Origin of the sequence: Croceicoccus naphthovorans (assembly GCF_001028705.1) — a bacterium.
Classification (GTDB): domain Bacteria; phylum Pseudomonadota; class Alphaproteobacteria; order Sphingomonadales; family Sphingomonadaceae; genus Croceicoccus; species Croceicoccus naphthovorans.
The window spans coordinates 1,923,088-1,943,699 of the sequence record NZ_CP011770.1 but is presented as its reverse complement, the minus strand read 5'-3'; the positions used below and the strand labels follow the sequence as shown (position 1 = coordinate 1,943,699).

The 20,612-nt window shown below is 61.3% G+C and carries 8 protein-coding genes and 1 pseudogene; 1 reads left to right on the top strand and 8 read right to left on the bottom strand.

Going from position 1 to position 20,612, the window contains the following annotated elements; all coding sequences use genetic code 11:
• Positions 1-2 precede the first annotated feature (2 nt).
• The 8 genes and pseudogenes from AB433_RS09760 to AB433_RS09725 form a co-directional block, all read right to left on the bottom strand.
• Positions 3-1,274, bottom strand: coding sequence for an HlyD family type I secretion periplasmic adaptor subunit (locus AB433_RS09760; protein WP_047820865.1), 1,272 nt, complete (start codon positions 1,272-1,274; stop codon positions 3-5).
• Positions 1,271-2,359 (bottom strand): cell wall hydrolase, encoded by a 1,089-nt coding sequence (locus tag AB433_RS09755; RefSeq protein ID WP_156170774.1) that lies wholly within the window; start codon positions 2,357-2,359, stop codon positions 1,271-1,273. Before AB433_RS09755 ends, AB433_RS09760 begins: the two co-directional genes overlap by 4 nt.
• Positions 2,334-4,505, bottom strand: coding sequence for an ATP-binding cassette domain-containing protein (locus AB433_RS09750; protein ID WP_082134871.1), 2,172 nt, complete (start codon positions 4,503-4,505; stop codon positions 2,334-2,336). Before AB433_RS09750 ends, AB433_RS09755 begins: the two co-directional genes overlap by 26 nt.
• 42 nt (positions 4,506-4,547) lie before the next feature.
• The gene (locus AB433_RS09745; protein WP_047820864.1) at positions 4,548-5,948 is read right to left on the bottom strand and encodes a TolC family protein; all 1,401 of its coding nucleotides are present in this window, start codon (positions 5,946-5,948) and stop codon (positions 4,548-4,550) included.
• An 11-nt stretch (positions 5,949-5,959) separates the two neighbouring features.
• A pseudogene (locus AB433_RS21255) lies at positions 5,960-6,340 on the bottom strand (OmpA family protein); the annotation flags it as partial.
• A gap of 353 nt (positions 6,341-6,693) precedes the next feature.
• On the bottom strand, positions 6,694-16,056 hold the full coding sequence (locus tag AB433_RS09735; RefSeq protein ID WP_169749336.1) for a DUF5801 repeats-in-toxin domain-containing protein: 9,363 nt from the start codon (positions 16,054-16,056) through the stop codon (positions 6,694-6,696).
• Between the two features lie 544 nt (positions 16,057-16,600).
• Positions 16,601-17,164, bottom strand: coding sequence for a type 1 glutamine amidotransferase domain-containing protein (locus AB433_RS09730; protein ID WP_047820862.1), 564 nt, complete (start codon positions 17,162-17,164; stop codon positions 16,601-16,603).
• Positions 17,165-17,263: 99 nt separating this feature from the next.
• A complete protein-coding gene (locus AB433_RS09725; protein ID WP_156170773.1) occupies positions 17,264-18,163 on the bottom strand; it encodes a DUF4349 domain-containing protein in 900 nt (299 codons plus the stop codon).
• Positions 18,164-18,304: 141 nt separating this feature from the next.
• On the opposite strand from AB433_RS09725, the gene parC reads away from it, so the two are divergent.
• Positions 18,305-20,611: a DNA topoisomerase IV subunit A gene (parC, locus tag AB433_RS09720; RefSeq protein WP_047823786.1), complete on the top strand. Its 2,307-nt coding sequence runs from the start codon at positions 18,305-18,307 to the stop codon at positions 20,609-20,611.
• Position 20,612: the final 1 nt, after the last annotated feature.

Sequence of the window (20,612 nt, the reverse complement as noted above, 5' to 3'; positions counted from 1 at the left end):
CGCTATTTCTCGGTGAGCGCGGTGTTCAGCCCGCGCGTGATCGGCTTCAACAGATAGGTCAGCACACTCTTGCGGCCGGTGATGATCTCAACCTCGCAAATCATGCCGGGCATGATCGCCAGCCTCTGCCCGCCATGCGCGATAAAAGCACGGTCGGTTTCGATCTGGGCAAGGTAATAGCTCTCACGCTCGTTTTCGTCATAGACGCTGTCAGCGCTGATCTGCCGGACCTTGCCGCGCAGGCCACCGTAGATCGAGAAGTCGAAGGCGGTGACCTTTACATTGGCCGGGTCGCCCACCTTGATAAACGCGATGTCGGATGGGCGGATCTTGGCCTCTACCAACAGGCGGTCGCCGGTGGGTACGACCTGCATGATCTGTTCACCCGGTGAGACGAAGCCGCCTACCGTCGTGACCTGCAGATCGTTGACGATGCCATCGACGGGCGCGCGCAATTCGTTGCGCGAAACGCGTGCGGCGGCGCCCTTTATCGACTCCTCGTTCACCGCGATCCGGGTTGCGAGTTCGCTGCGCTCGTTAAGTGCCTGCTGCTGGAAGTCGAGCCGGGCGCTGGACAGGTCAGCCTGTGCTTCGCGCACGGCTGCGCTGGCCCGCTGCACGCTTTGACGCGCGGCAGAGAGGCGGCCCTGCATATCCACCACATCGCGCTGTGCGGTGATCAGTTCGGTCTGCGGTACGATGCCCTGCTTGGCGAGCGGCTCCAGCATGCGCACCTGTTCGCGGGCCAGGGCTAGGCTGCTCTCCAGCGACTGCGCGGTGGCCTGACCCTCGCTAAGATCGCGGCGGCGCTGTTCGACCGCGGCGGCCAATGCCTGCTGGCGGCTGCGTGCGGCAGCTTGGCGAACCTGCTGCAAGCGTTGTTCTTCTGCGCAAACGCTGCCCGGCTCGCAACCGGTGCCGCTGCCGCTGGCTTCGCGCTGCAAGCGGTCGGCACGTTGCGACAGGCGCGCAGTCTCGGTTTCCAGCTGACCCAGCTGGCTCGCGCTCTCGCTGTCGTTCAGACGGACCAGCAATTGCCCGCGTTTCACCTGTTCGCCGTTCTGAACAAGGATTTCCTCGACGGTAGCGGGGTCGGCGGCCTGGACCAGCTGCACCTTGCTGTTGGGGATGACCTTGCCCTGGCCGCGCGTGATGTCGTCCAGCGGGGCAAATGCGGCCCAGACGATCAGGACGACCAGCCCGATCGCCGCCACGACGATCAGCCTGCGACTTGAATCAAGTCGTGCCCAGCGTGCCTTCAACCTGTCGATCATGCGCCCGGTTCCGCGTCCTCTGTCAGCAGATCGCCAAAACCCGGTGCGGCGGTTGCGGTTGCGGTTTTGGCGGGCTCAGCCTTGGCCGGCGCCTTCGCATCGCCATGCGCCGCAACCAGTTGTTTGTACCGGCCAGCCTTTGGCAATTCGAGCCGCCATTCCTTCGTTGTGTCCAACCTTCCGCCGATGTCGCTGCTGGCGTGACGGTCCTTGACGTCGGGCGCGACGGTCAAACCGTTTTCATAGCGGCCAGTCTGCGGGTCGGGGCCACCGCTCGTTGGGGTGTCCGCCATACGCACAGACGGGATCGATTCAGACCCGCTGTAAAGCGCGCTGAATGCCCTTGCGCTGCCAAGCCCGCCGTTGAAGCGATAAAAGATATGGCTGCCCAATTGGCGCACCTTGCCCAATGAATAGGCCCAGCGCGGCACGACGTAATCGGCATGGTAGTGAGTCGCGCTGCCGACGCTCTTTTCCACGCGGCCTGCCAGTGCCTCTCTCGCGATGCGATTGGCGGATGCCCATGCACCAGCGGCGGGCGGGCGGCTGAGAGCGCCGTCGCAAGTAAAGCTGAACTGACAGACGCGCTGGTTCGAACCTTCATAGACGACGCCGCAGACCGAGTTCGGATAGGCCGGATGCCGCACGCGGTTCAAAACGACCTGCGCCACCGCGCGCTTGCCGTCTTCCGGTTCAAAACCCGCTTCGTAATAGATGGCCTGGGTCAAACAGCGTTGTGCATTGGCAGGGACGTTGGCAGCCACAAAGCCGCGCATGGTTTCGACCGGCTGAGATGAGAAAGCGATGGTCGCGTTGCGCTCTTTCGCCCCATCGCCCTTGGCAAGTAGGGCGCGGCTTTTGCCTTCGGTCAGGGCGACGACTTCGCGCTTTTGTTCGCGAACTGTCTCCATCGGCAGCGAGACGGCCTTCGCTTCGTCGACGCCAACGGGAAACACGGACATGCCGCCGAAGATGAGCAGCGGCGCGGCCAGAAAAAGCCAGAGCGCAATTGCCTGCGCGCCAAAGCGGCGCTTGGTGGGCCTGCCGGTGGATCCGGGGCTAGCTGGCACGGTCGATTCCGGCACTTCTGATAACCTCGTCCTTGGGTCCGTCGGCGACGATACGACCGTCGTTCACAACGATAACCCGTTCACACAACGCAAATAACGCGGGACGGTGAGTCGCCACAACCAGCGTTTGCGTGGGTGTCAGACTTTGTGACAGGCACTCGATAAACAGTTTCTCGGTCTGCTGATCCATCGCGCCGGTCGGCTCGTCCAGAAACAGCAAGTGGCTGGGCGCGACGAACGCGCGGGCGAGGGCAAGGAAGTTGCGTTGCCCGCCCGAGAGTGCGCGCCCACCTTCGCCAATTGCACGATCAAAACCGCCCGCATCGCGCGACAGGAAGCGATCTGCACCGACCTTGCGCAGCGCGCCGATCAACTGCTGTTCGCTCGCCCGCGCCCCTGCGAGGGCGAGGTTGTCCTTGATGGTACCCGAGAAAAGGTTCGAATCCTGCGCCACGAAACGGAAATTGCGGCGGATGTCGTGCGGGCGATACTGGCGGGAGTCGATCCCATCGATCAGCATCGCGCCTTCGTCCGGCTCGAACAGGCCCGACAGGATGCGGCCCAGCGTCGACTTGCCCGCCGCGACACGCCCGATGATCGCAATGCGCTCGCCGGGGCGGATCGTCAGGTTCACGTCTTTCAGCGAAGGGACGCTTGAACCGGGGTAGGAGAAGTTTACGCCCTGAAGCGCGATATTCGCGTTGCGCACCTGCGGCGGCAGCGAGGAACTGCCCATTCGGCGCTCATCCGGGCCGTCCCAGAGATGTTCGATAGAATCCAGCGTTTCGCTCGCCTGCTTCCAGCGGGTGAGGAGGTAGGCCAACTGCCCAGCCGGGGCGAGAGCGCGCGAGGCGAGCATGACGATGGCGATGATCGCGCCCATTGAAATCACGCCCGCATCGAACAGGTAATAGCCGCCGATGACCAGCGAGATCGTTGAAATCTGCTGGAACGTCGCCGCCGCGCCGATAGCGGTCGAGTTGACCTCGCGCAGCCGCTTTTGCGAGCGGCTCGCCATGTCGGAAATGCGCCGCCAGCGACCCAGCATTTCGCCTTCGCCGGCGATGGACTTCAGCGTTTCGAGACCGGCGATGGACTCGACCAACTGCGTCTGTTGTAGCCCGTAATCGGCCTGCGCATCGCGCGTGCTGTCAGTGATCTGGCGTTGCAGGCGGATGCCGAGCAAAATCATGCCGGTGATGATAACGAGCGGGATCAGCGCCAGCGGGCCGGCGATGATCGCGATAAAGCCGATGAAGATGAACAGGAAAAACACGTCGACCATCAACGTGATCGTCGTCGCCGCAAAGAAATCGCGCACGATGGCATATTCGCTGACCCGCGCGACAAGGTTGCCGGTATGCCCGGTTTTTGCCGCCAGCGGCGTCGACATCACGCGGGCGTAGATCTTCTGCGACAGGCTGATGTCCATATCGCGGCTGATCTCGTCCAGCACGTTGGTTCGCGCTTTGCGCAGGAAGAACTCCAGCGTGAAGGCGACAAGCACACCGATGGCCAGCACCCACAGGCTGGAACCGGCGCGGTTCGGGATCACGCGGTCGTACACGTTCATCGTGAAGATCGGCAGCGCGACCGCAAGGAAATTGATCACAACCGACGCGACGATCACCGGCCAGAATTCACGGCGACGTTTGCTGATTTCAGACCAGAACCAGTGCGCACGCGCGCGCTGGTGCCACGGCTGCCCCGCATCGCGCAGGGCGGACGGGTCGCCTTCGATTGAGAGCAGCGTAAGCTTGCCGCCGGTGGCCAGATCGCTTGCCGGGCGCCACGCATCCTTTTCATCGCCCGGCTGCCACGCCAGCACGTCATCACCATTGCGGTCGAGCAGGACGGTCAGACCGCCCTCGGCATCGCGCAGGATCAGCGGATAGAATGAATTGACGAGCGGCAGCTTCTTTGCCGGGCTCTCGTCGTAATTCAGGCCCAGCAATTCCAGCGCCGGTCCGGCCTGGTGCCAGGGCAGGGTGCCATCCGGCGCGAATGCCAGCGATGATGCCAGTGTCGCGGTGGCGAACGGTGTGTCGAAATGCCGGGCGATGCGAGCCAGGCAGGCGATCAGCGGATCGACCTGCCTGGCTGCATTTGTCTCCGGCTTGGCCGAAGACGCCTCGAACTTTTCCGGCGCAGCGGAATTCACGGAGTTTGACCTCAGTTCCTTAAAGCTGCGCAGGCGCAGCCCTTACTTCGGATAGACCCGGCTTTCCCGTTCGGCCGGGATATGCGGGCCGTAATCGAACCGATCACGCTCGGTCTCGCCCGCGCCATAGTGCGGCGGAACCGACAGCGCTTCAAGGAAGCGGTTGGTTGCGGCTAGCACCTGATACTGGGCAAAGATTTCCGAGAAGCGCGCGGTTTCAAGGCGGACCTGCACGTTATAGCGGGTGTTCTGCGCATCCAGCACGTCGAGCAGCGAACGGCGACCCACGTTGAACTGGCCCTGATAGGATTCCAGCAACCCGTCGGTCACGCTGCTCTGCGTCGTCAGATCGCCAACGATGCGGGTTTGCGTCTGCAGCCCGTTCCACGCCATGCGCACGTCCTCTTCCGCCTCACGCTCACGCGTGTGCAGGCGGAAGCGGGCCTCGCTCGAACGGCGGACCATCTCCTGATACTTGGCATGGTTGATACCGCTGTCGAAGATGTTCCACTTCAGATAGGCGCGGGCCATCAGGTCGTTCGTCGTTCCCTTGAAACCGTCGATATCGTCACCCGTGCGGGCATAGGCATCGACGCCGATCGTCGGGTAAAGATCGCCCTTCGCGCTCTCGGCGAGCGCGCGCGCCGCATCGACGTCGGCCTTGGCTTCCAACACCAGCGGGTTGCGGGTGCGGGCAAGACCGATCGCGTCTTCCTCACCAGTCGGCATCATGGCCGACAGGTTCGGCGGGGTCATGACGTTGTCGATTGTCAGGCCCGTCAGCGACTGCAGGCGGATCTGCGCGTTCTTCAGCGTTTCCGCCGATTCCGCTTCCCGGACGAGGGCGGCCTGAAGGCGTTCCTCTGCCTGCTGCTGGTCGGCGATAGAGATCGAGCCCTGATCGACGCCCCGTGTCAGGCTGCCCACCAGTTCGCGGTGGAACGCGGTGTTGTCCATCGATGCGGCCATCACGCGCTGTTGCAGCATCACATCCAGATACTGACGCGCAATCTGCAGGGCGACGAATTCCGAACGTTCCAGAACACGCAGCGAGGCGCCGTCGACGCGCGATGCCTGACGCAGCAGCTCGCCGCGGCGACGACCGAAGTCGATCACCACCCAGTCGGCGGCAACTTTCGCTTCCATCGGGTAGAGCCAGTCGCTGGCGATCCCAAGCGAACGGCGCGTCGGGTTTTCAAGGTTGCGGGCACCGATCGATCCTTCGATGTCGATGCGCGGACCGTACAGCCCTTGCGCCTGCTTGCGCTCGAACTGGATGGCTTCCTTGTTCATCTGCGCTTGGCTGATTTCAGGGTTGGAATCGACGCCCACGGCGACGGCTTCCTGCAGCGAGACGGGAGCGCCCTGAGCGAGCGCGGTGCCGGAAACCGAGGCGCAAAGCAGGCCTGCGGCAGCGGCGGCGAACTTGAGATAGGTTTTCATGTCCGTCCCCCTCACTGGACCATTATTTCGACGCGGCGATTCTGCAGCTCGCGCACGCCATCGGCGGTTGGAACGCGCGGGTTGCTTTCGCCGAATGCGGCGCTGTTGATCGCGCTGTCGGTAACGCCGCGCGCGGTCAGATAGGATTCGACCGCATCGTTGCGGCGTTCGGAAAGGCCCATGTTGTAGGTGTCCGAGCCGGAGGTGTCGGTATAGCCGCCAAGCTGAACCGATACGGTGTCGCAATCGGCCAGACCGGCGATGGCGCCATCAAGCGTGCTGGCCGCTTCGGGCGTGATTGTCGAACTATCCCAGTCGAAGAACACGATGAAGTTGCCGGTGTTGCAAACCGCGGGCGGCGGAGGCGGTGGCGGCGGGGGAGGCGGCGGAGGAGCAGCCTGCCAGCGCAGCCATGCAGCGTCGCATTTGCGGATCGAGTCTTCGTCGCGCAGATCGTTCTTCATGAACCCGATGGCGATCGCGCACTGCACTTTCGCCTCTGAGGCCCACATATAACGGGTGTCGGTCGAATTCACGATCGCCGGATCCAGCGTCGCGGCCAGAGACGTGTCGTAACGCATCTCCAGCTCTGTTTTCAGTTCAGAGTCGCTGAGCGACATCAGGTCGACCGCGTCCTGCGCAAGGGCAGGGCTGGATGCGACCGTCGCAATCGCCGAGGCGGAAGCGAGGATTTGCCAGGTTTTCATCGTAAAAGGCCCCCTTAATACCTTTTTATCGGAACGGATCAGGCTGCCGCCGCGGCAAGCTGAGCGGCATCGTCTGCATGCTCAACCGCAACCGGCGACGCCATCTGGAAGTGATGCCCTGCAACCCCACTGTTCAGCAGCGCTTCCATCACGTCGGTTCCTGCAACGGCGTGGTGTGCCGATTCAGGAGCCGTGTCAACAACTTGCTCTACCAGTTCGGAGATCGGATCGCTGCCGGTGACTTCTTCAAGTGCAGCGACGACTGCTTCTGGCACGCCGACATCGGAACCCTCTGCATCGCCGTTCGGCGTTGCCGCGGGTGCACCCATGTCGAGCAGGGCGGCAAGAACCTCGGCACCGACTTCCGGTCCGGAGACCGGGGTAGTCGTTGGCGCGAAATTAACCACTGCCTCTGCAGACGCACCCAGATCGGCTGCGTGGTGTGCAGGTCCTTCGCCTCCACCGAACGACGCGGCTTCGAACCCGCCATCATTCGAGAGGTGCGAACCACCCGTCGCCATCGCTTCCGGTTCAGCGTCGTTATCCATCCCTGCCATGGGAGAGACATGCGACAGATCGACCTCGTTCGGTGTGATCGCATTCACAGCTGTTGCGAATTCGATGTCGGTTGGGACGAAATTAACCATTCCATCGTCATCGAAAAGCGGCGTGTTGTGGAGCGAAGCCGCCACCAGCAGGCCCGGAGCAGCCGCAGCGATCAGCGCCGCCTCTGCCTGACGCATCGGTTGTTGCACCTCGTCGTCGTTAGCCGGGGCGATCAGGAAGCCGGCGTCGGCAGTGGTCCGCTCGACCTCAACCTCGACGGTTTCACCTTCCACCTCGGTTTCGATCGTCTGCGTGAAGCTTGAAGTCTGGAACACGATCGCATCGCCACCGGCGGTGTAATACGGCGTGTCGTCGCCTTCGAGGCTGATCGAGGTGACGTTCACGTCAGCAAGCGTCACGAAGTCGCCGTTCTGCAGAACGACACCGAAATTCAGCCACTCGGCATCGCTGCTATCGAGCAGCATGTCGCCATTGCTGTCGTAGACGGCAAGCCCTTCCAGATCGGTCACACCCTCGCCACCGAAAACGAAATTGATGCCATCTTCGCCGTTGTGGGCGAGAATGCCGTCGCCTTCGCCAACCCATGCCGTCGCCATCAGGCCATCGCCATAGTCGTAGGTGAAGCCAGCTTCGTGACCGACGATCTCCGCACCGTTTTCGCCATTGAGGTCAAGAACCAGCGGAGTGACCATTTCGGGGTTTAGCGTGACATCAAGGTCTACCGTATCGGTCGTATCGCCGTCGCCATCGACGATCAGCAGCGGCACCGAGAAGTCGACCGGATCCTGCGATTCGGTAGCGGCGCCAAAGCCCGAGAATTTGATGGTCTGGCCAGACACATAGTCGACCTCCATCGAATTGTATCCGTCGGCGGTGAAGATCGCGACCGTCGTTTCGGGCGGACCGCTGTTCCCGTTGGCACCACCTATGTTGCCGATGACCACGCCGCCGTCGCCGTCGAGCTGATAGCTGAACGTCCGTCCCGAAATGGTGACAGTCTGTAACGAACCGGTTGGGGTCAGGTCCGCGCTTTGGACACCGTTGTACGAGATGACGATGCCGGTGATCGTGTCCTGGACACCGTCGCCCACGATGTCGTTACCGTCGGTGCCCGTGTCGCCGTTGTCGTCATAGGCGCTGAAGCGCAGGGTGGTTCCCGTCGACTGGCGGAAGCTTACCGATGCACCATTTGTGGTCCAGTGACCTTCAAACGTGTGATTATTGACCTGACCATCCGTGTAGTTGTTCGGTGGAGAACCGGTCAGATCGACGACGTAGTCGATCCGGAAACCTTCGCTCGGGCCGACTGACTGGCCAGTATCCACACCGCCCAGAATCCCGGATGTGTTGACCGACGGACCGCCGATCGGCGTGATCAGCACATCCTGCGAATTGTTGGCGATCGGATCTGAAATCTCACCATTGGGTACGATGCCGAACCAACCGTCGTTGCCGCCGATGAAGTCATAGTTGGCGTCGGTGAAGTTGACTTCGGTAAAGGCGTCAACCTTGCCGAACATTTCGACCGTGTATTCGGAGTTATCCTGATTGATCGTGATCGTGAAGAGCGTGTTGCCGTTGGCCGTACCGGTCAGCGTCTGGCCGTCATCCGACAGCGAGTAGATGATCGGCTGTCCGCCTGCTTCCATCCCGCTGTCCGCACCTTCCAGCGTGTCGGAGAAGACTACCGATCCGCCATCCGCGCCAAGGTTGTTCAGGATGTTATCGTCTAGATCGAGTTTGCCGGTGAAAGTCGCCTCGTCCGCGTTGGTCAGCGTTGCCGCATCTGGCGTGAAGATGACCGGGATATCGTCCTCGATCACGATGATCGCGGTGGCATTGGTATCCTCGCCCTCGATAACCGTGGCCAGCGAAACCGTGTCACCGTCATAGTCGGTGTAGGTGATGCCGCTGGCGATATCGATCGACAGGGTCTGGTTGTCGTCGTTGGCCGGATCGTTCGGAATGTGATCGACCTGATCGCGAAGCGTAACGGTGAAAGCCCCGCTTTGCGCATCGGTGATTGCAACGGTCAGCACGACGCCAGCGTCGGTCACGTCCGTCGGTACGGTGTCACCGGTATATCCGACCAGTGTCGCGCCATCGCCGATTACCGTCCACAAGACGGTATCGCCACCCGACGTCAGGCCCGGATCGACAAAACCCGAAAGGTCGAAAGCGAACGTACCGGGAAGGTCGTTGCCCGCATCGACCAGCGCGCCAAACGATCCGGTCGCCGTGGTGTTGATACCATCGTCGTCGGGATTGCCGCCGGGCAGTTCATCTTCTGCAACCGACACGGAAACGCTTTCGGCCAGCTCCGTCGGGACATCGTCTGCAAAGTTTATGCTGCCGCCAAGATCGTAAGTCTGGTTCGCCGTCGCCGTGTCGTTGTCGCCATCGGTGATGGTGACGGTGTAGGTTGCCTCGACCAAGCCAGTTGGAAGCGGCAAAACATCATCGAAGGCACCGCCATCGGTGTGATCGAGTGGCTGTTCCTGAACAAGCCCGACAAAGCCGGTATCGCTGTTCACATTGATCGTGAAGACGACGCTGGGATCATCGATGGCAACTTCGCTATCTGAAGTAGAGCCGATCACGACGCCGCTGTCGGTAATGTACAGATAGACGGGGTCGCCACCGCTGAACAGGCCGCTTGCGGTTCCTTCGTCAACCTGCAGCGCAATGCCATAGCTCTCGACGATCGATTGCGTCCCGTCGTTGCCGCCGTCCGCGCCCGTGTAGCTGAAGACATTGGCCAGATTGAGCTTTACGTCGGGATCGATGCTGGTCCCGTCGGCGTCGACAATCTCCGCGTCGCTGGTCATCAGCGAACCGGCATCGACTGGATCGGCGGCTTCGATGTAGGGGCCGTCATCCTCGAAGAAGAAGGCGTCGCCGATATCGATCGTTTCGCTCGCGCTGTCGCCGTCCTGATCGTAGGCCGTGGCGGTGAGCGTTACCAGATCGGCAGCGCTCAGCCCTTCGGCCTCACCATCGGCATAGCCTTCTTCCAGGGCAAGGGCGCTGGAGCCTTCCAGATCGTGAACGACCGGCTGCGACTGGTCGAGCGTAACGTCGCCGTCGGTATCGACGCTGATGGTGAAGGCAATGTTGCTGCCGCCACCTACGTCGACGTCGCCAACGTCCGTCGCGGTCGAGCCATAAACCACGCCATCGATCAGGAAGAGGTTGATGCCAAGGCCGCTGATCGTTTCGGTCAACCCGCTTGCCGCGCCCTGCGCGCTGACGCCCAGCGTGTAGAACGTGTCGAATTCGCCGTCACCGCCAAATTCGATGTCGAAAGCGTCGGCAAAGCTTGAAGTCGCGTCGGTGCCGAAATCGGAGTCGTCCACTACCAGAGGACTTGGGTCGAAGTCCGCCGCAGCGACGACCGGGCTGTCGTCCTCAATCTGGACGATCAGCGAAGTATCGACGTTGTCGGCAATGACGCCATCCGACACGACAACCGGGAAGGTGATGCTGAACTCACTCTCGATATTGCCGTCGCCGTCGGGGATGCCGTCTGTCTCGCTCGGTTCGCCAAGGTGATAGACGGGACCATCGAGATAGACGTCGTAGTCGCCGGTTTCGGTATCGAGCACGACGCGGACGACCGAGGGGCCGTCTTCCCCAGCAGTACCGGTCACAACCTGCTCGCCGGTGATGGCGTCAATTTCGCCGACTTCCCAAACGATCAGGGTGCCGTCGGCGCTATAATAGTCACCAGTGGGTACGCCGATCGTGAAGCTCAGGTTGTCGCCATCCGGGTCCTGGAACCCGCCGGGGTTCGTCACCGCGTCATAGGCAAACGTGCCGCTGAAGCTTGCGCTGTCCGTATCGTCTTGCGGAACGCCGACTTCGTCTTCGTTGCCGTTGTCGAGCCCTTCTTCCGACACGACCGCATTCTGCACTTCGCCATAGGGCGGCTGGTTGGAGCCCTTGATGGTGATGTTGAGGACGTTGCTTTCCGGGTCGCCGTCGGCGTCGGTCAGCGTGAAGCCGAAGCTGAGATCGATGACGTCACCGGTGCCCAGTGCCACGACGTCGGGGTTCGTTTCGTCCAGCGTGAAGGTGTACTGGCCATCTTCCGTCACGACCAGATCGCCATAGGCGGTGTTGATCGTCAGCGGATAGCCGCCCGACAGGTCGTCGTTGCTGACGGCCATCGTATCGGGATCGGTAAAGGTGATCGCCGTGATGCGACCTGCGAAGCTATCGCTCGAGTCCGTGCCGATGTCGACATAAGTGGCGTTCAGCAAGTTGCCGGTCGCCTGATCGTCGGCAATGCTGGCATCGACGTTGTCGTCGATTTCACCAAGTATGGCCGGGCCGTCGTCCTGAATCTGGAACACACCGTTCAGGTCGAGCGAGGCCGAGGTTGAATCGTCGTTGTCGAAATCGGTCGCGGTGGCATCCAGCGTCAGCGTGCCACCGGTGATGTCCATGACCGAAGTGTCGTCATCGCTGGTGGTAGACGCATGCCACACGTTCTGCAGCTGCGTGAAGGTCGCGACGCCCGTGTCACCGTCCACCGTGATGGTGAACCACACGTTGTCGGCATCAGCTTCGGTCGGGACCGAGCCGATGTAACCAACGATAGTACCGTCGGCGAGCTGGGCGAGCATGATCTCATCGCCCTGGCCGTAGCCGTCGGCATCCACGACGCTATCGGTGAATTCAAGAGCATAGAGACCCGAACCCACGTTCTCGCCCGTCAGGACCAGCGCATAGCTGACCGAACCGGGGACGTCGTTGCCGAAGCCATCGGCATCGGGATCGTCATTCGACAGAGAGAAGTTGTCCGAGAAGTCGAACGTGTCGCTGGCGATGCCGTCTGGCGCGTAGGGCGAGCCCGGATCCTGATCGTCGCCCTCGTCGGTACCGGCGGGGGATTCGTCGAGAATTGCATCACCGGCCGCTGCAACGACAGTGATCACCGGCGCGTCATCACCGAACGCGATATTGTCGCCAAGGTCGATGGACGAGCTTTCGGTTTCGGTATCGCCGTCGGCATCGGTGACGACGACATTGTAGGTGCCTTCCAGCACGCCTTCGCCAAGGTAGGCGAGGTCGCTGTCGTCGGCATGGTCGATCGGGCCGCTCTGGGTCAGCGTGATCAGGCCGGTCTCGCTATCGACCGAGACGGTGAAGATCGTGTTCTCGTCGGTGATCGAATCCGCATCGCCTGCGGTCGAGCCGATGATCGTGCCGTCTTCGCCTTCGTAAAGCGTGATGGCCGCGTCACCGCTGGTCAGCGTCGTGACGCCGCCGCCGATGATGTTCAGACCATAGGTCACGACCGTCGAACCGGCGCCATCGGTGCCATAGTCGGACGACCCGATCGAGAAGAACGAGGAGAGGCTGAGCGTCGCATCGACATCAGTGATGTCGGCATCGCTCGTCATCGTGACGAGATCGCCATCGTCATCTTCGGAGATGGTGCTGAGCGTCAGGCTCGGCCCGTCGTCCTGGATCTGGAAGACGTTGTCGCCAAGATCGATGCTGGCCGCCGGGGAATCGTCACCGTCAAAGTCGGTGGCGGTTGCGTTCAGGACCAGCGTGCCTTCGGTCAGCGTGATGCCAGCGGTGTCATCGTCGAAGTCTGCATTGTCATGCGCAATGTTCGCATAGGCATCGGTAAAGGCAAAAGTAACCACGCCCGTGTCGGCATCGACCGAGATGGTGAAGTAGTCCACGCCATCGGCCGAGCCGGTAATGACACCGGTATCGGCATCCTGATTGAGGACGATGGAAACATCGTCGAGCGTGAACATGCCCGACGCGACATCTTCACCCGTCAGAACCAGCGTATAGGCAACCGATCCGGGCGTATCCGCACCGAAGTTCGGGTCGTTCGGGTCGGTGTTGGAGAGCGTGAAGTTGCCCGAGAAGTCGGCGGTGATCGTCGCACGGCCAACCGGCGCAACCGGCGTGCCGCCGTCGCTGTCATCGCCCGAATCCTCGCCAATCGGCGACTCGTCCAGAACCAGCGTCGCAACCGGAGCATCCGTGTTCACTTCGATCACCGGCGCGTCATCACCGAACGCGATATTGTCGCCAAGGTCGATGGACGAGCTTTCGGTTTCGGTATCGCCGTCGGCATCGGTGACGACGACATTGTAGGTGCCTTCCAGCACGCCTTCGCCAAGGTAGGCGAGGTCGCTGTCGTCGGCATGGTCGATCGGGCCGCTCTGGGTCAGCGTGATCAGGCCGGTCTCGCTATCGACCGAGACGGTGAAGATCGTGTTCTCGTCGGTGATCGAATCCGCATCGCCTGCGGTCGAGCCGATGATCGTGCCGTCTTCGCCTTCGTAAAGCGTGATGGCCGCGTCACCGCTGGTCAGCGTCGTGACGCCGCCGCCGATGATGTTCAGACCATAGGTCACGACCGTCGAACCGGCGCCATCGGTGCCATAGTCGGACGACCCGATCGAGAAGAACGAGGAGAGGCTGAGCGTCGCATCGACATCAGTGATGTCGGCATCGCTCGTCATCGTGACGAGATCGCCATCGTCATCTTCGGAGATGGTGCTGAGCGTCAGGCTCGGCCCGTCGTCCTGGATCTGGAAGACGTTGTCGCCAAGATCGATGCTGGCCGCCGGGGAATCGTCACCGTCAAAGTCGGTGGCGGTTGCGTTCAGGACCAGCGTGCCTTCGGTCAGCGTGATGCCAGCGGTGTCATCGTCGAAGTCTGCATTGTCATGCGCAATGTTCGCATAGGCATCGGTAAAGGCAAAAGTAACCACGCCCGTGTCGGCATCGACCGAGATGGTGAAGTAGTCCACGCCATCGGCCGAGCCGGTAATGACACCGGTATCGGCATCCTGATTGAGGACGATGGAAACATCGTCGAGCGTGAACATGCCCGACGCGACATCTTCACCCGTCAGAACCAGCGTATAGGCAACCGATCCGGGCGTATCCGCACCGAAGTTCGGGTCGTTCGGGTCGGTGTTGGAGAGCGTGAAGTTGCCCGAGAAGTCGGCGGTGATCGTCGCACGGCCAACCGGCGCAACCGGCGTGCCGCCGTCGCTGTCATCGCCCGAATCCTCGCCAATCGGCGACTCGTCCAGAACCAGCGTCGCAACCGGAGCATCCGTGTTCACTTCGATCACGGGACTGTCGTCATCGACCGTCACGTTGATGAAGCCGGTTGCGGGATCGCCTTCTGCATCGGTGACGACAACTTCAATTGAGAAGTTCACATCATTCTCACCGTCGCCAGCAGGGTGGGTCAGGTTCGAGATCAGCGTGAAGGTATATTCGCCGGTCGGGATGCCGTCTTCGTCGACGGTCAGTTCGACGGTGAAGATTTCCGCGCCGGTGACCGAGTCCGTGCCGGTCAGGGTGTGGGTGTCAGCATCCCAGGTCGTGACGACCGAGTTGCCGTCAGGGGTCACCAGGTTGTCGTACGTCGTGCCGGTCAGAACCACATCGCCCGGCCCATCGAACCCGAAATCCAGTCCGAACAGCGTGCCGCTTTGCGTCGTGGCTTCGCCCGGCAGGTCGTTTTCCGGACCACCGGCCAGACCGCCAAGGCCTTCTTCGTCAACCGCAACCGTCGCAGCGACGCCATCGGGATCGCCAATCGTCGGGCCTTCATCGGTTAGGTTGATGGTGAAGGTCGAAGGATTGCTCTCGCTGCCGTCACTATCGGTGATGATGTAGGTAAACGTCTCTGAATCCGTTTCACCGGGAGCGACGTTGGTGGTCGAATTATAGATCAGGCGACCGTCGACAATCTCGATCGTGCCGCCGTTGCTGCCTAGCCCGACGATGGTGACGGCTGGCGTGCCGACGCCGTCCGCACCATATTCGTCGTTGATCAGCAATTGATCGACCGAGCCGACGTCGACCGCGGTCGCGTTGTCGTCGACTGTTGCGATGACGCCATCGTCATTGGTGAACGGCACGTCATCGATGATGTCGATAAAGGCGGTGCCGGTATCGGAATCGCCTTGCGGGTCAATGACCGTGATGTCGAAGCTGTCCTGCACACCGTCGCCAACAGTGTTGTCGGTCAGCGTGTAGGTATAGGTTATCGAACCGGTTTCGAGGTCGATCGCATTGATGACCAGCGTACCGTAGGTCATCTCGTAACCGCTGACGAAAGGTTCGAGGATGACAACCTCGCCGTCGACGATTTCAAAAATGTCCTGGCCATCGATCAGCAGTCTGTCGGTGCCGTCGGGAGAGACGTAACGGATCGTACCTGTGGTCGATTCGTCGTCGGTTTCATCCATCGTGCCCGGGGTTTCCGGGCGTTCGTCGGTGTTACCCTGAAGACCGTCTTCATCCACGATCGTGCCATCGCCCGTATCGGGTATGAACGTGATTTCAGGTACTTCATTCAGCAGGTAGGGAATGATTTCTTCATTCTCAGGCTGCGGGAAGAACAGTTCGGTGTAGGGAAGGAGATCGCCCAGATCGTAGGCGGGATCGATCGGGTTGACCGGATCGGCAAAGTCGCCGCCAGAGCTCTGCTGGTTGCCGGCGGCCGGTTCGGGCGTGTCGGTATCGAGCAGCGCAGCGATGTTCATCGGCGGGACGGTGACGCCGTCAATCACGATTTCGGGAACGTAGACCGCACCGTTGATAACAACCATCGTCGTGCCGTCGGGCAGGGCAATGACGAGGTTGTTACCCTCGACCGAAATGTCGTCGAGGCCGACGCCTTCCGGCAGGACAAGGACGTTTTCACGGGCCGGGTCGGCAATCACGCGCTTGACGTTACTGGCGCCGTTGAAGATCGGCGTCGCCTCGGCAAGGCCGAAGGTTTCGCTGTTGCCATTGGCCTGGCCGTCGTTGCCGCCGTTTGACTGAAAGTCCATCGTCATCGCCTCGTCACCGCATGATCGCGCGTTTGACGCGACCGGATTTCAACAAAGGAGCAGTCCGGAACATCCGGCTGCCCGCTCGGGTGCATTCGAGAAGAAGCGCGCGCCGCAATTTGCGTGGCGCGTATATCGAGGAGCTTGGCTAAGCAGCGTGCCCCCCGACTTGCTACTTCAGTATTCGATCTACTGGCCCTTTAAGGTTTGTACCTTAGGCCATTAATATCCTCTAGTTAAAGCCATTGATTCAACCCGGCTTTCAGGTGTGCCCCATATTGGGATTGAGCGTTCCCAAGTGTCTGTGACCTTGATCACAGTCAATTGAAAATAAACGATAATTGATTTGGTTCCCGCAAATGCGGGTGGCGCCGCAATAAAATTATCATGTCTAACGCAAATGGTTAACAACGCTTCGACCAAGCTGCGACTCGGGCAATGTCCGGAAGCGAGTCGCGTCACGGCTGGCACCAAAGGCCCGACAGCCGATTGGCGGCTGCCGGGGCATGGTTATCCACAGGGCGAATGCTGTGATTCAGCGTGTTTAGTGCGCCGTTTCGAGCTCGGGCGATTGGGCAACGCTGCTACCTTCAAGCGCCGAAATAAGCGCTTTGCTGAAAGCCGGAATGTCGTCCGGGTTGCGGCTTGTAATCAGGTTGCCGTCGATAGCGACTTCCTGCTCCTTCACGATACCGCCTGCGTTTTTGAGGTCGGTTCGTATCGAGGGCCAGCCGGTCACCGTTTTCCCGCGGAGAAGATCCGCCTCGGCCAGCAACCATGGAGCATGACAGATAGCCGCGACCGGCTTTCCGCTGGCCGCAAACTGCCTGACAAGATCTACAACCTTTTCATTCATGCGCAGGATGTCCGGGTTCATCTGTCCTCCGGGCAACATCAATCCATCGAACTGGTCGACAGAAACCGAACTGACCGAGCAGTCGACATCCACGCTCTTGCCCCAGTCTTTCTTGTTCCAACCCTTGATGCTGCCACTTTCCGGGCTGGCGAGCGTAGTTTCAATGCCGGCGTTTTCGAGCGCCTTGCGCGGTTCCAGAAGCTCCGATTGTTCGAAGCCATTGGTGGCGATGATAAGAACCTTGCGGGTCATAGTGGTCTCCAGTGATCTGCGTGTCTATTTGCCTGACCAACGGAGCCGACTTGCTCACGTTCCGCCGCATAGGACGGGGCGAGGCGCAGCTTCGATCAGTCATGGCGATCGTGGATTTTCGAGCGCGGTGCCCTCTGCATGGCGCAATCGGCGCACCAGCCGCCAGACGGCCCACCCGACAAGGCCGAGCGGAAGCAGAACCGTCAGCGCGACAACCGCAAAGGCCAGCATATTGCCAAGGATCGCGGCGATGCTCGAAATTGCTTGTCGCACCGGGGTCATGAAGCCGCCGGTTTCAGGCATCCCGGAACGGTAGGTGATTTCCATCCTGCTGTAATCGACGCGTTGGCGCATCTCGGCCAGCCAGCCCTTCGCTTGGTCGATCTCCTCATTCACCCGCGCGACGGCGCGCTCCGCTTCAACCAGCTCGGCCACGGTGCCCTTGCGCGTGGCCAGCACTTCCAGCAACCGGTCGCGCAGAATGGTACGGGCGCGGACGCGGGCTTCGGTATCGACGATCTGTTTCGACAGGTCTTCGCCGCCGATCGCGCTTGAAATCTGCGATCCGCCCGCATCATCGGCGAGTGTCATGAGCTTCGCCCCGAACGCCCGGGCCTGCGGGGCAGCAACGGCGAGGGTAAGCGAGCCGGATGAGAACTGCCCTTCCATCCCCGCTTGCCGCATATCGAGGATGCGGCAGGTGCGCGGACCCTGCGCTTCGCACAAGTCGGCCTGCGCCATCTGGAGCGGCGCAATCGCATTTGGGGAAAGGCGATAGCCGAAGCTGTAGACATAGGCGATCTTGGGAAGAGAGACCGCAATCTCATCTGCGGATGAATCTTCGCCGGCGTTCATGCGCTCTTCGACGGCAGCGGGCTCGGCAATGTCGGCAGAGGTCATTTCGGAACTGTCGCTCACGCGTCCACCGCTCTCACAGCCGGTCACGACAAGGACAAGAACCGGGCCAGCAGCCAACTTTGCCAAGTCTATCCGCCGCATTTCTATCTCCTTTATGCCATAATTTCGCCGTAATCTCTGCTCGTGAGGATGAACGGCACGTGACTGCGCGTAATTGCAATCGTGGATGGTGTCGGGCTTCGCGTTTGCGCGGCCTTCGCGGCCTGCTATCCGCGTGGGTTGATGGCTGACGATCTGACTGACATGACCGAACCCGATCCCTTTGACAGGCTGGTGGACGCCCCCTTCGATGCCGCGCTTTCAGAGCGGTATCTCGTCTATGCTTTGTCAACGATTACAGCGCGTTCCCTGCCAGACCTTAGGGATGGTCTGAAGCCGGTTCATCGCCGGCTGCTGTGGGCGATGCGGATGCTGAAGCTCGATCCGCAGTCGGGTTTCAAGAAGTCCGCCCGCGTCGTCGGGGACGTGATCGGCAAGTATCATCCGCACGGCGATGCCAGCGTTTACGATGCGATGGTCCGCCTCGCGCAGGATTTCGCGCTGCGCTATCCGCTGGTTGAAGGGCAAGGCAACTTCGGCAACATCGACGGCGATAATGCCGCAGCCTATCGCTATACCGAGGCGCGCCTGACCCGCACGGCCATCATCCTGATGCAGGGGCTGGACGAAGGCACCGTCGACTTCATCCCGACATACAACGGTGAGGAGGAAGAGCCTGAAATCTTCCCCGGCATCTTCCCGAACCTGCTTGCCAACGGGGCCAGCGGCATCGCCGTGGGCATGGCGACCAGCATTCCCAGCCACAACGTGGCCGAGGTGATCGACGCGACGCTGAAACTGATCGACAATCCGCGTACCGAACATGCCGAGTTGATGGAGGTGTTTCAGGGGCCGGATTTTGCCACCGGCGGACTCGTTGTCGACAGCAAGGACATCGTCAGCCACGCCTATGAAACCGGCAAGGGATCGTTCCGCGTGCGCGGGCGGTTCCATGCGGCAGAGGCGGACAAGGCCGAGGATCGCGACGCCGGGATCGAACGGCTGGGTGGTGGCCAGTGGCAACTGGTCATCAGCGAAATACCCTATCAGGTCCAGAAGGGCCGATTGATCGAGCAGATCGCGGCGCTGATCGCGGATCGCAAGCTGCCGATTCTTGAGGATGTGCGCGACGAGAGTGACGAGCATATCCGTATCGTGCTCGTGCCCAAGAGCCGCAATGTCGATCCCGAACTGCTCAAGGAAAGCTTGTATAAGCTGACCGATCTGGAAACGCGGTTCTCGCTCAACCTCAACGTTCTCGACGTAGGGTCAGGAGGTGGGCGCACGCCGGTGGTGATGGGGCTGGGCGAAGTGCTGCGCAACTGGATCGCGGCGCAGATCGAGATCCTGCTGCGCCGCTCGCGTCATCGGGTGGAGCAGATCGACAGGCGGCTGGAGCTGGTCGAGGGCTATATCATTGCTTTCCTTAACCTTGACCGCGTGATCGAGATTATCCGGACCGAGGACGAGCCGAAGCCGGTGATGATGGCGGAATTCGGCCTGACCGACCGCCAGACCGAGGCGATCCTCAACATGCGTTTGCGGTCCCTGCGCAAGCTGGAGGAAATGCAGCTTCGGGGTGAGCGCGACGACTTGCTGGCAGAGCGTGAAGACCTGGCCAAGCTGATCGAAAGTCCGGCGCGTCAGCGAACCAGACTAAAGCGTGATCTCAATGCCTTGCGCAAGGAATATGCGGAAGACACTGAACTTGGCCGCCGCCGCACGACGATTGCGGAGGCCTCGCCCATGGTCGAATTCAGCATGGACGCGATGATTGAGAAGGAGCCGGTGACGGTGATCGTGTCGCAGCGCGGCTGGGTCCGTGGGATGCGCGGGCACGTGGACCTCGATACGGAATTCAAGTTCAAGGAAGGCGACGGTCCCGCCTTTGCGCTCCATGCGCAGACGACCGACAAGCTGTTGCTCGCCAGTGCGGACGGGCGGTTCTACACACTGGGCGCGGACAAGCTCCCCGGTGGGCGCGGCTTTGGAGAGCCGGTGCGCTCCACGCTCGACATCGATCCCAATGCGCCGATCGTGGCGATGATGGTGGCACGGCCCAAGGGGCAGGTGCTGCTGGCGTCGAACAACGGGCGCGGATTTGCGGCGGGTATGGATGAATTGCTGGCCGAAACGCGCAAGGGGCGGGCGGTTGTGAACCTGAAGCCGGGCGTGACGTTGAAGGTCGTGCGCGAAATTCCGGCGGATCACGATCATGTCGCGGTCGTCGGCGACAATCGCAAGCTGGTGATGTTCAGCCTTGAGGAATTGCCTGTAATGACCCGCGGGCAGGGCGTGCAGCTGCAACGCTATCGCGACGGCGGCCTGTCGGATGCGACGACCCTGAAGCTGGAAGACGGCCTTTCGTGGAAGATGGGCGGCGACAGCGGACGGACCCGGACCGAGAGCGACATGTGGCAATGGCGCGTTGCGCGTGGGGCCGCCGGTCGTCTGCCGCCGCAAGGCTTTCCGCGCGACAACCGGTTCTGAT